The sequence below is a fragment of the Mesorhizobium sp. LNHC229A00 genome (assembly GCF_000502415.1).
Classification (GTDB): Bacteria; Pseudomonadota; Alphaproteobacteria; order Rhizobiales; family Rhizobiaceae; genus Mesorhizobium.
On the sequence record NZ_AYWQ01000023.1, the window covers coordinates 1 to 14,617 of the forward strand.

Here is a 14,617-nt window from a genome sequence, read left to right on the forward strand (position 1 = left end):
CCCCGATATGGCTCTAACCATGCCTGCTGGCCTCCATACCCAGCCGACATGATGAATCAGATATTCTCCCCGATGGGAATCCCTCGCGATTCCATCAGGTCAGATTATGCTCTAACCGACCTCGGCAACAAATCCGACGAGGTGGTCGAGGCGGCATACCGAGGGTCTGTCGAGATCACAAAGCGCGGCAAGCGCAAATTTCTGCTCCTGACCGCCGGGCAGTTCGATCGATGGCTGGCGGTGATCGATGCGCTACGGCACCGTCGTGGTTAGCTGGATCCGGTTTGCGCCCGCCACAAGCGTGCGTAAGCACCTTCTGTTGCCAGCAGATCAGCATGCCTCCCCTCCTCAATAAGCTGTCCCTTGTCGAAGACCACGATCTTGTCGGCCCTACGAATGGTGCTGAGTCGATGAGCGATGACGATTATGGTCTTACCGGCCCGACGAAGATCTTCAATGATTCGCAGGACAAACCCCTCGGCTATCGAGTCGAGAGAGGAGGTCGCTTCGTCGAGGATCAGGATCTCCGGATCCCGGTACAGAGCCCGAGCCAACGCAAGCTGCTGCTTCTCGCCGCCGGAGAGGCGTACACCATTCTCGCCCAAATAGGTCTGGAGACCGCCGGGCCAGCGCTCGATCAGCTCTCGTAGCCCTATTTGATCGCAGATGTGCAGGATCTTCTCGATGTCCGGCTCGAACTCGCCAAGGGCGATGTTCCCGATCACCGAGCCCGAGAACACATCGACCGATTGCGGCACAGCAGCGATAGCCTTGCGCACGGACACCGTTGAGAGATCCTGGAGGGCAAAGGGACCGATCCGGATTCGTCCGCCCTCAAGCGGGTAGACATTCTGCAGCAGCGCCGCAAGGGTGCTCTTGCCCGAGCCGCTTTCCCCCACCACGGCCGTCATCTCGCCCCGGCGGAAGATGACGCTGAGATCGTGGAAAAGCTCCGGCTGCGAACCATGGCGGAACGTGACGTTCTCCAGGCGAATATCACCAAGGTCGGACTTTGTGGCATCGATGCCGCCGCCGCTTGTCTCCTGCTCCAGGTCGAAGATCTCAAACAGGCGATCCGCTGCGATGAAGCCATCCTGAACGATCCGATTAGTCTGGATCAGATTGGCGACCGGCCGGATGACATAGCCGAGTAACGTATAACAGGACAGTAACTCGCCGGGCGTGACGGTTTGATCCAGGGCAAGCGTCGTTCCGAACCACATCAGCACGATGGTGAATAGGGTCGAGAGGAAAGTCGAGGCATTATCCCCGAAGATCGAGATGAGACCGGAACTGTAGACGGAGTGCAGCATCTTGATGAAACGGATCTCCATCTTGAAGTTGGCGAAACTCTCCACGCCGGAGGTCTTGATTGTGGAGACAGCTCCGAGGGATTCCACCAGCTCCGCCTCCAGGTTTGCGGCATCCTCCATAATCGCGCGCTGGTGCTTCCTATTCAGCCGGTTGATGGTCCAATAGACCAAGAGATACAGCGGAATGGAGACCGCCACGACCAAGGCGATCTTCCACGAGTAGATGCACATCAGCCCGAACGAAAATAGAATCATTAGCACGTCAACAAATATGCTGATCGAGACGTCGTTCAGGAAGCTCCTGATCTTCACGGCGTCGTTCATCCGGGCGATGATTTCGCCCATGCGCATGCTGTCGAAGAACTTCTGGGGCAGGTTTAGGATGTGCTTGTAGTAGCCGAGGATCAAGTGGACATCGATCTTCTGCCCCGTTTGCAGGATAAGCCGGTTCCCGAGGAGATTGATCAGGATCTGCGCCACCAGGATCACCAGCATGACGAGGCTCATCAGGTTGAGCAGGTTGCGGTTGCCCGCTGTGATCACATGATCGACGATCTTCTGGACGTAGATTGCCGTCGAGAGCCCGAGTACCGTCGTCGCGAGCGCCCCGGCGAGAGCCTGGGCCATCACCGCCTTTTGTGGCGCAAGCAGACGCGCGAACCGGGCAAGCGGCGTAATGGTCTCGTCGCGGCGCTTGAAGGTGGCTGCCGGAACCAGGAGCACCAGGACGCCAGTCCATTGCGTCTTGAATTCCTCGTGCGGCAGCTTGCGGATTTCGCCATAGGCTGGGTCCATGACGGTGACCCACCTCGCGTCGATCGCCTGGATGACGACGAAGTGGTGAAGGACCCCCTTGACGACGACGTGCGCGATAGCGGGCTTGGGGATCTTGTACAGGCTGTCGAAGCCACCCTTCACTCCCTTGGCGACAAAGCCCAGCTTCCGGGCCGCTTCCGTGAGGCCCAGTACGGTAGTGCCGGAGCGGTCGGTCGAGGCATACTGGCGGATGCGCGACAATGGCAGCTTGTGACCATAGAAGGCTGCGACAGAAGCAAGACTGGCAGCTCCACAATCGGTGATGTCGTGCTGCTTGAACTTGATAACCTTGCTCGACATGGCGGCTCGCTGGCTGTTTGGATAGGGAAGGATTAGTGGCCCGCCAGGAGGGGATTGAGCCAATCGTCGGCCTCATTGTAGAGGAGTTGCAGAAGAGTGCGTTCTGCCACGAGGAAGCGGGCCCGCACGGTCATGCCCTTCTTCAGATGACCGATGACCCCGTTCTTGAGTGCGAGATGGGTGCGAGAGAGTGCGCAGCGGACCTTGAAGACCGGGCTCATCTCGTGGAGGGTGAAGTCCTGCGCTACGCCGAGCACTGTCGCATCGATGAGACCCCATTGATTGTAGTTGAAGGCATCCACTTGGAGCCGCACCGACTGGCCCTCCCGCACGAAGCCGATGTCTTTGGGGGAGACGTAGATTTCCGCCACCAGTTCGTCGTCCGGCGAAACCCAAGCAACGGTTTGCCCGGCCTGGATGTAGCTGCCGGGGGTCAGGCCGGTGAATTGCTCGAGTGCGCCTGACACGGAGGCCCGAATGTGGGTGAGATCCCGTTCCTTCTCGAGCTGATGCACGGCGGCCGTGAGTTCCTTGAGGCGCAGGGTAAGGTCGAAGAGCTGCTGGTTCCATTCGGCGGATTTGCGCCGGGCAAGGATCTCCCCCTGAACCTCAATGTTCTGGAGGGCGAAAGCCTTCTCGTCAACGGCCTTTGCGGGCGTCGCAGCAGCGGAGAGCAGTCGCTTAGCGCGGTCGAGTTCCGCCGCGGCATTACTGCTGGCATATTGGTTCTCCCGCAGCAGGTTGAGAAAATGCGCCCGCTCCGCCTTGGCGGACTCGGTCAGGAGGAGGATCGGGTCCTTGGCCTTCGTGCCGGAGGAGATCAGGGTTTCGAGGTCACGGGCAAGATCACTCTTAGCGCGAATATCGCCTTTATACGCCCTGAGCTTTTCCTCAACCACCTCATCATCAAGGGCGAGAATCTCCTGCCCCTGGGCAACCAGATCGTTCTCAACGGCAAGGATACGGGAGATGCGTCCGGAGACGGGTGCGACCAGGGGCGTCTTCTCGACGGTGGGGCGAATGATACCGGCACTTTGGACCGAGATCGCTATGGTGATGAGTGGCAGCGACACCAACGTCGCAACCACAGAGAGCAAAATCAGCCGATAGATGATCAAAGATCGTCCTGATCGTCGGGAGAGAATGCTCTCTGCAGTGTAGCTGGCAATTTCAGGTGAAAGGGTATTTAGCTTGCACACTAATGTTCTAACCGTGTCTCTTCCAGTGCCTCGCCGCTACCAGTATAGTCGCAGCCACAACGCCAATTAACCCCGCCACCGCGAAAGCTATCGCCCCAAAAAAAGCCCACCCGCCCGAAATTGTGGATGCTTCTTCTGGAGCCAATTCAGTCACACCATAGTCTGACAGATCGACCTTCATTGCTATCTCCTTTCCTAGAGATCAAATAAGATGAACCAGTCTGCCATTTAGCGGCTTTTGCCGCCGTACAACCAACATCAAGAGTCGTGCCAACTGCACAGGAAGCGACCCAGAAAACTGTTCTGGATGTTATTCAATGGCTTCACTGAGAGCGCGGCGGCACGCCAGCCAGACGTCACCGTGTCGCGGATTCGACAAACCCGACACTGGTAGGGGCCAGTGCGGGTAGGTGAGCTCTGCCTGCATGGAGGATATATTTCGGCCAAGCATTCTGCCGAGAGAACCGGCCTGTCAGGAACAGCATCTGGAACACGCTGAGCAGCTTGCGGCAGTGTGGTCTTGTGTAAGCGCCCGATTGTTACCGCGGAGATTTCGCTTTGATGCGTGCGATGATGTCTGGCTCTGAGACGAAGTCTTCGAGGAAATCGTTTCCAGTCATTGGTCGCATGGGCGCCCGTGCCGTCGTAAACGCTGATGAGACTGCCGTAGCACAGATTGTCGCCGTTACAGACGATCGCCTCCAGGAGTTCGGGGTCCTCTCCGAGCATTTTCGCGAAGTGATTGATTGTGTTTCGGCGTGGAATAAGGGGTCTGACGCACTCTCGATGATATTTTCTTTCAGGCAGCACCGATCAAACGTGCTTGGAGGAGGTCGGCCGTACATCTGCCGTTTTACAAGCTTGAGTTTGGTGATCTGTCCTTCCGTCTGCCCGTTGGACCATGGCTCGGTGATCGCGGCGCGGACGGCAGCACGGTCGCGAATGATGCCATTGGCGAAAGACGCAATGAGGCTTTTGCTGGCGTCGACGATCCACGGCTCGAGCTCATGGGCGACTTTCTTGCGGATCATGGAATGGAAACCAGCGATCAGATTGCGTGCTTCCACCAGCATGGGCACACCCGCCTCGATGACAGCGATCATCATAGTGTCGGTTTTGTTCAGTTGATCGCGCGCCGTCGTCATTAACCGTGCGATCGTTCTGGCTGATGGCACCTTGTGGAGTTGCTGATCGGATGCCTGTTCGGCGCGTCGTCGTCGCCTTGCCCATTCGCTGACGACACCCAGACGTCCCCGAAAGCCCTTTGTCTTCAGCCGTCGCCAAAGCTCGCTTGCATTGTGGCAACCAGATTTCCATTGCCCTTCCAGCAAGGGCAGCCAGACTTCGAGTGAACTCTGGCGGGCGCGGAAAATATCGGTCCGCTGGCCACGGACCACCTGACGGACCAGCTTACGGCTGTGGCCGGTGCGACGCACGATCCTTGATGGGGATGTCTTCGCTGGCAAGTTTCATGATTGCCGCATTTGTCTCCTCGCGCCGCAGATAGCCTTCGTATTGCCGCTTCTCTGCGTAGGTGAGCAGATCGGGATTGACCGTCGTAGCGCCGATCGCAGTTCGGATTGTCCGCATCGCGGGACGGCGTCGAGGAAAGCCGCACTCGCATTCTTCATGAGATGCCAGCGGTCGGCGACCTGAACCGCTTCGTGCAACGCCTTCGCAGTCGCTTCACCGTAACCGCCGCCGCGGTCGCGCGAGACGGTTTCGATCTGAGGATGGTCGGCGAGCCAGGCCTCGACGGTGGCAACCTCACGATCAGGCAACAGTGTCACGATCCGCCGCCGCTCCAGATCACAGACGATCGTGCCGTAACGATGGCCGCGACGGAAGGCCCAATCATCAATGCCGACAACTTTGAGAGGATCTGTTTGCAAACAGGCCCGTCGCCGCNGGCCGCCGGCCGGCCGCCGAGCGCCAGCCCAAGATGATGAACGATACACTCCAATCGCGAGGTCCGGCGGGATCGCTCGGCGACAACGCAGTCGTCAAAGCGTTCAGCGAAGATTCGTCGACGGCACAATGTAGCATCGCAGACGAAGCGCCGCGCGACGAGGCGGAGCTCTACCTTCATCCCGGTACAGGGAAGATCCGAAACTCGTCGAAGATAGCGGCTATGGATCCGGTGCGACACTCTGCGGCAAAGAGGGCAAGGTCGCGCTGGCGCCCCTGAGCGGGCGGTAACGGCAATCACTCCTTCGCTCTCGGCGATGGCCTCGACGGCTAATCCCACCGGGATCAACGACGACAAACGCAAATTTCTCACCATGGTGCTGATTTCCCTCAGAAAACAGCACAACGCCAGCAGCGAAAATCATCAAATGTGAGTCAGAGCCCCTTTTGCGCGAACAAACAGGGTCCCGATTCCGTGGTCATTGACAGGCGAACGGCAGAGTCGCGCACATTGTCGTGCGCCGAGATCCCATGCTTGCGGCAGACATCGGCGGTCTTCATGCCCGGCTCCTGCTCCTTCAAAATCGCGATGACTTGTTCTTCCGTGAACCGTGAACGCTTCATTCGTCCGTCTCCTTGAGTGGGACAGACTCTACCAAAAACTGGAGGAGCTTCAGGGTCTCAGGTCACTTGGCCTTGACGACCCCCTTTACAGTCTCTTCAAGTCGCGAATTGGCCACTGAAAGAACCGCTAGATCGACCGGATTCGGCAGAGCAGCAATCGAGGGCCAGCATTGGTACTGCTCAATCTCCTCGTACTTTGGATTAACTGGATAGATTTCACCCGTGCAACATGTCGTTGCCCGGCGTTCCCGCACGAGGGCTCGCACCAACAAAGGCGATGGAACGTGGAGCCAGAAGTGGCTCCAACCTGTGTGTCATTGGAAGATGCCTCTATATTCTCGCTTTGAACGAAATTGGGTTCGGCTTACGACGTGTCCGCTTCCCCAGTCGCGAGCTTAAGATAGTTGTAGACAGCGGCGCGGCTGATCCCAAGCTCGACCGGCAATTTCTCGCACTGTCCCGCGCATTTGGAACGCTCCCAGATCGTGCAGACGGCGCACAAGTTCAATGCGGTCTTTACGGTCAAGAAGGTGCGCTGGACGATGGCAATCCTCAAGAAAGTTCTCGAGTATCTGCCCCAGGGGCAGAGAACTTCGCAAAAAGGTTTCCTGAATCTCTTTCGGATACGGCTCTGTCCGGGTCAGTTCGGTAATCGCCCTTTGCGCCATAAGCAGGTCCCCGGTAGAAAAGTTTACGGCGAGATAAGCAACCGTCTTCCCATCGACGATGATTGGCAGCAAGCTAACCCTCAACTGCCTACCGTCCGGAGCAACGGAGCTGTAGTGGCTCTTGAAGATTCTGCAACTCAGCCTCGCCAATCGCAATGCGGGTCATGAGGTCGCCGACACCACGACGGGTGACATGTCCATTGCCTATGCCTATAGCGTACCGGCTGAGATTGTGAAACTGACACCGTGTCCGATTGAAGACGTCGCTGTTCGGAACCCGACACAATGAGGTGCAGCATTCCGTCGTTGCGGCTTTAAATACGTGGTTTGCCTCTCTGCTCTCACAATCTCCTTGGTGGCACGCCGATTGCTTGGACACAGTGCAGGGCCGTTGCCATAGCGGTGTCGCATGCTCCGACCGAGGAGGGCTACATGAAACTTGCTCGAACAATCCAAATCAATGCGACAGACGCTGCATTGAGGGCGGTCCCGCCGAATAAAGCTTTGCCGCGTCCGTCACGGCTGCCACTATCGCTTCCCCAGCAGCGGCTTTGGTTCCTGTCCCATCGGAAGGGCGGCAGTAAGGCCGATCTCATCTATGTGGGGCTTCGGCTTCGCGGCGAATTAGACGAGGCGGCCCTCCAGTCGGCCTTGGACGGGTTGGTGGCGCGTCACGAGGTGCTGCGCACCACCTTCGGGGTGGAGGACGGCGAGCCGTTCCAAACGATTGGGCCCGCGGACATCGGCCTTCCGCTGAAACGAGACGATCTGACGGCGGTAGCGGATGTGGAGGCGACCCTCGCGGAGCTAATGCGTTTTGAAGGGCAGGCGGCGTTCGACCTGGAAGCCGGGCCGCTGATCCGTACACGACTGGCGCGCTTGGCGGAGGACGATCATATGCTGCTGATCATCATGCACCGCATGGTCTCGGACGGCCGGTCGCGGGAGGTTCTGATCAGCGAGCTTAGCGAACTCTACGCCGCGGCCCGGGAAGGCCGCGCGGATCGGCTGAGGCCATTGCCGGTGCAGTATGCGGACTACGCGATTTGGCAGCGAGGTCGGCTGGCAAAGGAACTCCTGCAGCGGCAGTCGGAATACTGGCTCCGAATGCTGGACAGCACGCCAGAAGTGCTGGAGCTGCCGACAGACCGGCCGCGTCCGGCGCAGCGAGACTACAGTGGCAGTTACGTCGAGTTCGTGTTGCACGAGCGGCTGAGTGCACAGCTCAAGGAACTGAGCCAGCGTCATGGGACGACGCTGTTCGTGACCCTGCTGGCGGGCTGGGCGCTGGTACTGGCGCGGCTGTCGGGTCAGAACGAGATGGTGATCGGCACACCTCGCGCCAACCGCACCCGCTCCGAGATCGAGGGGCTGATCGGCTGCTTCGTCAGGACCCTGGCGTTGCGGATTGATCTGTCGGGGAATCCGACACTGGAGACATTGCTAGAACGGGCGAATGCCGCCGCGCCTGGGGCGCAGGATGATCAGGACCTGCCATTTGAGCAGGCGGTGGAACTCATCGATCCGCCCCACAAACCGGAGGTTATACTTACATGGCAAAACAATCCTGGGGAGTCGGTCGAACTGCCGGGGCTCGAGCTTGAATATGTACACGTTGGCGATCGTGTCGCGCAACATGATCTTGCGCTTAATCTTTCCCAGGTCGGCGAGGCGATCTGTGGAAGGCTGATCTATCCGACGTCTCTGTTTGAGCGGAGCACGGTGGAGCGGTTCGTGAGCTATTTGCAGCAGGCCCTGAGCCAAATGGCGGCCGACCCCGGGCAGCGAGTCTGGTCGGTACCGTTTCTGTCGGGGGAGAAACGCCGATTTGCGGTCGAATCGAACCCGACGGAAGAGGCCTCCCCCCAGGACCGCTGGGTTCACGATCTGCTGGGGGCGCAGGCGGAGCCGGACCCGAACGCGATCGCGGTTGTCTACAAGGACCAGTGCCTTAGCGATGGAGAGCTGATGGCGCGGGCGACCGCGGCGCCTCTCGTTTGCCCTCCTCAAGCACCACCCGCCAACTCGGCTCCGCTGCCCGACACAACGGTGATGAATTTCATCGAGGGGCCGCGCGTCGTTACCGATGGTGAACTGCAAGCCAGTAGCATCATGCGTTATCATGTCACAAAGTCTTATCGTGACCAGATCACCAATAGCGGTTATTACGAACAACTCAAGCACATCGTGGAGCCTTCATTCCAAGAGTTCGAAAGTCCCGGAAACCTGGACACGAGCGGCGAGCTAGATAACACGGTCTTTCCCGGTTTTCAGCACAAGTACGCCCAAACCGGGTTGGTGATGGCAACGGACCGTTGCGCCTCATATTGCCGCTATTGCCTTCGGAAACGCCTCGTCGGAAAGGATTCCGATGAAATCGCAGCTGATTTCGCGCAAATTGGGCAATATATTCGCGGCCATCCCGAGATTACGAACGTGCTGATAACAGGGGGCGATCCGCTGGTACTCAGCACGGCCAAGCTCGACAAGATGCTTGATCATCTGCTGCCAATCCGACATCTGGATTCGATTCGATTCGGTACAAAAACACTAGCCTATCAGCCCAAACGGTTCGAGGATCCCGCGTTACCGGCTTTGTTCAAACGGATCGATGAAGCGGGTAAAGCCGCTGTGATCGTCACGCACTTCGACCACATCGGCGAAATCTCCGTTGAGGCGGAGCACAAGGTTCGCTCCTTGCGCGCTCAGGGCGTGCAGTTCCTGAACCAAACCGTGCTTCTCGCGAAAGTCAACGATAATCCTGAGATCTTGGCAGCGACCTTCGCCAAGTGTCACCAAATGGGTATCCGCCCGTATTATCTCTTTCAGGCCAGACCGGTGAAAGGCGCTTCCCATTTTCAGGTTTCACTGCGCCGCGGAATAGAGATCGCTCGCGGCACCAACCAACGCCTCAGCGGCATCCAAAAAACCTTCAAATACATCATGTCCCATAACACAGGAAAGATCGAAGTCCTCGATCTTGGAGCCGATGGCCGTATCTATATGCGGTATCATCAAAACAAGAGTCCCGAAAAGATCGGAGAGATCTTTTCCCGGCCGCACCTTGAGGGCGCCTGCTGGTTGGACGATCTGCCCGAAGGATGAGATCCAAAGGCGCCCATGAAATACGGGGCGCTCAAGGCTCCCACGGCCGCAACAGTCTCTCCAAGGCCGGTGTCCGTAAACTCAACCAAGAACAGGTTCTATCGCTCTACCCGCCGGCACCTGATCACCATGGAGAACCCTATGTTTCCCAATAGTATAGATTCGCATCTCTCCCAGTTGGAAAAAATAGATCCGGTGGCTTTCAAGGCCATCGAGCGCCGAATCGCTAGAGAGTCATTCGACTGCCTTGCCAAACTGTCGCGCAACGAGTTCACCCCGGAAAGGCGTGGTTCGGATTACCTCGATAGCATCCAACTCTCCCTGCTGGCACGATCGGAGGGCGTGATGGATCTACTGGGAAAAATGCACCCCAATGGTCGCGACGGACTGTGTTCATCACTGATCTTCTGCGATCTTCTCGCCGGTGACGGCTACGTGAACAAGGTAGCGCACCAACTCTTGGGTGAGGCGCGCTGCCCAAGTTTCATCAACTCTGACGTCTCACAGTTCATGGTGGACCGTTGCATCCGAGATGGTCTGTTTGCGACCTGGCAGGGCGCGACCGATCCGTTCTGGATAAAAGATGGATCGGTGGATGGTGTGCTGATGGCTTACGGCACGCACCACATCCCGCGCGCTGAGCGCGCCACTGCTGTCCGGGCGGCTGCGCGAATTCTCCGGCCCGGTGGCATCTTCGTTCTTCATGACTTTGAAGAGGGCTCCCCCACTGCCCGCTGGTTCGCTGACGTGGTGTCAACTCATTCAGTGACCCCCCATGACTATCCTCATTTTACCGCGGGCGAGGTGCTCGATCTGTTCGCTGCCGCGCAGTTTGATGACGTAACTGTGCAGCGAATCACAGACCCGTTCGTCTTCCACGGAGGAGACGAAGAGAGCGCTCTCCACCTGTTAGCCGAATACGTCGTGAAGATGTACGGGCTGGAGCAGCTCCGGAACCATACGCAGCGCGTGCTCGCCCTCCTTGATGAGTATTTCGGGCTCGTCGTGACACAAACCTCCCACGGTGAGTTCGAAGCGCGCATAGCGCGCAATGCCTTGGTAGGGAGCGGTCGACGGGTGTGAAACACTATATCGTTGGCCCCATTAAGGCCCCGGCTCCTGCTTCCTCTGCCTTGTCGTAGCCCTCTATTGGAGTGCTCAATTATCCATTTCCATTATGATATCCCGTCCCTGACCGCCCTTGAGGTATTCGAGGCATCGGCACGCCATTTGTCGTTCAAGCTTGCGGCTTCCGAGCTAGAAATGACATCGGGAGAGATCCATCGGCAGATCAAAGCCATTGAGAGGGAACTTGGCGTTCGGCTGATTGTAGGGCCTGGCTTTGACGTCGTGCTTACCAGTGCTGGTGAAGAACTCTATAGGTTGCTCGCAAGCAGCTTTGCACGGGCGTCGGAAGTCGTGAGAATCAGCAAACGCCGCGACTATTCCCGAACTGCCACTTCTGCACGTCGAATGGATCGAACCTGACTGGGCAGGCTGGGACGAGGTCCTGAGCCGCGCCGGAATTCCCCATGTGACGCTTCGTGGCCACCGGCGGCCGACTATTTATCAAATGTAAAAAACAATAACAAATCTTTCACTTTGAATGGGCGCGGTAGGATGCAACACTGTGGACGTTGAACAGCCTATCTGCAGAGGAGATTGGCATAAACTAAAGGAGACCTGCGTTGAACACGGACGATAACATAATAAACGAGATGACTCAACATTCGATATCTGAACTTGAAACCTATTTTAGTGAAGATTACTTGCATTTTGCCGATTTGGCCAATCCGCCAGAGAGAAGTGATCGAGAAGTAGAAGCAATTTGGAAGCTTCTTTCGCTTGGGCACGGCAACTCAGTTCTTGAACTCGGATGCGGTTATGGGCGAATTACCAACCGGTTGGCGGAAAAGGGAGCGCGGGTAACCGGCTTGGATATCTCGCCGATCTTGCTGAAAAAGGCCGAAGCGGATGCGGCTGAACGCCGGGTAGATGTTGAGTATATTCGTGGGGATATGCGCTCACTCCCTTGGCGAGATCGGTTTGACGCGGCCTTTCTGTGGTACACAACGTTTGGCTATTTCGATGAAGCTGATAATGAGAGGGTCCTTCATGAAGCCGCTGCTTCACTTCGAAAGGGCGGGCGCCTGCTCATCGATCTGATGAATCGCTTCTATTTGCTGCGCGAGCAGTCGCCTACCTACGACATCGTGCAGCGCGACAATGATCTAAGAATCGATATCGTCAACAACGACGCGCTGACCGATCGTCGAAACTGCGATAGGATCGTCGTCCGTGGTGGTTGTGTGAGACGCATGCGTATTTCTATCAGACAATATGGGTTTTCCGAATGCGTTCGCATGTTGCGGAGCGCGGGGTTCGATTCTGTTGAAGCCTATGGGCAGGAAGGCGGAGAGTTTACATCCTATGGTCCGCGCCTCGTCGTCGTCGCGTACAAGTAAGAGGGCGGTCTGGACGATTGCATATTGCTACAGGCTTGATCGCGGACGGGTAGTGCGAATCTGCGGGTCCCTTAAAGAACATCAGACGTCATGTCCCGGATCGGAGATCGGTGGCCCGCCCTTTTCGTGCGATTAAAGACGAGCGTCGCTTGTTTATTCAACAGGTTGAAGTCTCGCGCTTGTCGAGCTTCCGCTTCGCCTGCGCGAAACGTCTTCGCGGGGTCATGCTTCTCTACGGGATCAGCGCTCGGCTGTAACGAAATGCGCCCTCGCCACAGGGTCCCAAAACTACGTTCGAGCGTCGACTGCCGATCAGGGGCAAAGCGGCACCGGCATCCGAAGGCGGCAAGGACGCGCATGGCAAGATAGGGTCGATGCCTCAACGGGGCGCCGGCCCGCACCTGCCAGCCCGACGACCAGATCATTGTCAGCAAACTCCGTCTACCTGCATGAAGCGCATATTACCTCGCTGAAGCCGCGGATCGTTACGTTCGACCAGGAAACCCATACTCGGCCGGCAATCGATGAGCATGGTACCTTCACCGCAAAGCACGACGCTAGGCACGCAAAAGGCCGACGCCGATTCACGCGCGCACCGCGGCACAGCTCGCAAGGAGAGCAATAGCAATGACAAGAAGAGCACTCGTCCTGCTTGAAGGGCACAGGAGTATCGGTCTGCTATACGTGAAAGCGGCCCAGCGTCTTGGGCTTCATCCAGTTACCCTGTCGGTTGACCCAACTCAGTACGGCTATCTTGCGGCGGAAGGGCTTGAGGCAGTCCGGGTCGATACAGACAATCTCGATGCGCTGATCGCCGAATGTTCCCGCCTAGGTGCGATCTATGACATTGNCAGTCCGGGTCGATACAGACAATCTCGATGCGCTGATCGCCGAATGTTCCCGCCTAGGTGCGATCTATGACATTGCTGGCATTACTGGGTTTGTAACCCCCGGCGAGTCGGTTACTGGGTTTGTGACCCCCGGCGAGTCGGTCTATGCGACAGTTGGCAAGCTCTGCCGCCATTTCGATCTACCGGGACCGAACCCCGCATCAATTGAACGATGCTGCGACAAATTCGTTCAACGTCAGTTCCTCGCGGAGGCCGGCGTTCCGCAACCTGCTTATCGCTTGGCAGCGGATGCGACGGAGGTGGAAAGCTCTGCCGCAGATATCGGCCTGCCGGTGGTTGTTAAACCAGCGGTCGGCAACGGTAGCACCGGTGTCCGATTGTGCCGCAATGTTGATGAATTAGGCGAACACACGACCTACTTATTGGGCGGGAAGCACGTTTGGCGCTCTTCGCCGAGGATAATGGTCGAAGAATTCGCACAGGGCCCCCAGTATAGCGCTTACACAATGGGAAATGAGATCATTGGGATTTGTGCTGCCGAGTTCGGTCCCCTACCTCATTTCGTCTATCGTCATTTCACCTTTCCGGCCCCGCTGACCGATGACGAGCATAAACGTATAGCAGGTGTGTCGCTGAGCTGTCTGCGGGCTCTCGGCCTTAGCTGGGGGCCGGCGCACGTTGAATTCCGGTGGACGAAGCGTGGCCCAGTCGTCATTGAAGTCAATCCGCGCCTTCCAGGCGGGACCACTCCTCGGCTGATTCAGCTGGCTTACGGTATCGATCTTGGCACCGAGCACATCAAGCTTGTCATCGGCGAGGAATGGGATTTGCGCAGAAGGCATTCGCACATCGCGACCGTGCGCTTCCTCGTTCCTGACCGCGATGGCATCCTCGACTGGATCGATGGCGACAGTCTGGTGGCTACTATACCAGGTGTCGCCGAGGTCAAATTGTATGTTGAACCCAAGACGCCGATCGTCAGGAAGGGCGATTACCGAGACACTATCGGACATGTCATCGCCGCTTCAGCCAGTCCCGCTGAGACCAAGGTGATACTTCAGCGTGCCGTCGACTTAATCGGTTGGTCAATCACACCATTTCCGGCCATTGACGAACGGGAGCAATCTGCGGCCTCTCACCTAGTAGGTAAGAGGTGATCGTCTCTCAACTGTAACGCGGTAATCAACGTGACGTCACTGTGTCCTGGTTGCGATAGAGGCCTGTGTGGGGCGTCTTGGGCTCGTGAGATCAAGTGTGGCCATAACGTCCGGCTGATCCCGCCTATCTATGTGAAACCTCTCGGGGCGGACGGATCGAAGCCTCGTGCCAAGGATCGCTAAAGGTGGCCGAGCAATCCAGCGGGCCGTA

At 57.6% G+C, this 14,617-nt stretch carries 9 protein-coding genes and 4 pseudogenes; 8 read left to right on the plus strand and 5 right to left on the minus strand.

Annotated elements, in window-relative coordinates:
- On the plus strand, nt 1-273 hold a 273-nt coding region (locus X742_RS0138460; RefSeq protein WP_245275630.1), incomplete at its 5' end, for a type II toxin-antitoxin system prevent-host-death family antitoxin.
- On the opposite strand, the gene X742_RS143180 is transcribed toward X742_RS0138460, so the two are convergent.
- From X742_RS143180 to X742_RS1000000173195, 5 genes and pseudogenes are all read right to left on the minus strand, one after another.
- Nucleotides 270-2,429, minus strand: a complete 2,160-nt coding sequence (locus tag X742_RS143180; RefSeq protein ID WP_023774864.1) for a peptidase domain-containing ABC transporter — start codon at nt 2,427-2,429, stop codon at nt 270-272. The two genes, X742_RS0138460 and X742_RS143180, sit on opposite strands and share 4 nt — an antisense overlap.
- A 32-nt stretch (nt 2,430-2,461) precedes the next feature.
- Nucleotides 2,462-3,547 carry an HlyD family efflux transporter periplasmic adaptor subunit gene (locus X742_RS143175; RefSeq protein WP_023774865.1) on the minus strand — a complete coding sequence of 362 codons (1,086 nt, stop codon included), beginning with the start codon at nt 3,545-3,547 and terminating at the stop codon, nt 2,462-2,464.
- 880 nt (nt 3,548-4,427) lie between these two features.
- Nucleotides 4,428-5,912, minus strand: a pseudogene (locus tag X742_RS1000000173185) (ISL3 family transposase).
- A 146-nt stretch (nt 5,913-6,058) separates the two neighbouring features.
- A pseudogene (locus X742_RS0138475) lies at nt 6,059-6,160 on the minus strand (transposase); the annotation flags it as partial.
- Nucleotides 6,161-6,555: 395 nt separating this feature from the next.
- On the minus strand, nt 6,556-6,900 hold the full coding sequence (locus tag X742_RS1000000173195; RefSeq protein ID WP_156939456.1) for a helix-turn-helix domain-containing protein: 345 nt from the start codon (nt 6,898-6,900) through the stop codon (nt 6,556-6,558).
- 49 nt (nt 6,901-6,949) lie between these two features.
- Here X742_RS1000000173195 and X742_RS1000000174335 point away from each other — a divergent pair, with 49 nt between their 5' ends.
- From X742_RS1000000174335 to X742_RS01000000170715, 7 genes and pseudogenes are all read left to right on the plus strand, one after another.
- A complete protein-coding gene (locus tag X742_RS1000000174335) occupies nt 6,950-7,117 on the plus strand; it encodes a hypothetical protein (protein WP_156939457.1) in 168 nt (55 codons plus the stop codon).
- Between the two features lie 143 nt (nt 7,118-7,260).
- Nucleotides 7,261-9,933 (plus strand): condensation domain-containing protein, encoded by a 2,673-nt coding sequence (locus X742_RS1000000173200; protein ID WP_084569662.1) that lies wholly within the window; start codon nt 7,261-7,263, stop codon nt 9,931-9,933.
- Between the two features lie 141 nt (nt 9,934-10,074).
- The gene (locus X742_RS01000000170710) at nt 10,075-11,016 is read left to right on the plus strand and encodes a methyltransferase domain-containing protein (protein WP_051407753.1); all 942 of its coding nucleotides are present in this window, start codon (nt 10,075-10,077) and stop codon (nt 11,014-11,016) included.
- Between the two features lie 147 nt (nt 11,017-11,163).
- A complete protein-coding gene (locus tag X742_RS1000000176110) occupies nt 11,164-11,421 on the plus strand; it encodes a LysR family transcriptional regulator (RefSeq protein ID WP_245275631.1) in 258 nt (85 codons plus the stop codon).
- Between the two features lie 200 nt (nt 11,422-11,621).
- On the plus strand, nt 11,622-12,398 hold the full coding sequence (locus X742_RS143165) for a class I SAM-dependent methyltransferase (protein ID WP_023774873.1): 777 nt from the start codon (nt 11,622-11,624) through the stop codon (nt 12,396-12,398).
- Nucleotides 12,399-12,770: 372 nt separating this feature from the next.
- Nucleotides 12,771-12,906, plus strand: a pseudogene (locus tag X742_RS1000000176790) (aspartate 1-decarboxylase); the annotation flags it as partial.
- A gap of 119 nt (nt 12,907-13,025) precedes the next feature.
- Nucleotides 13,026-14,406, plus strand: a pseudogene (locus X742_RS01000000170715) (acetyl-CoA carboxylase biotin carboxylase subunit family protein).
- Nucleotides 14,407-14,617 lie beyond the last annotated feature (211 nt).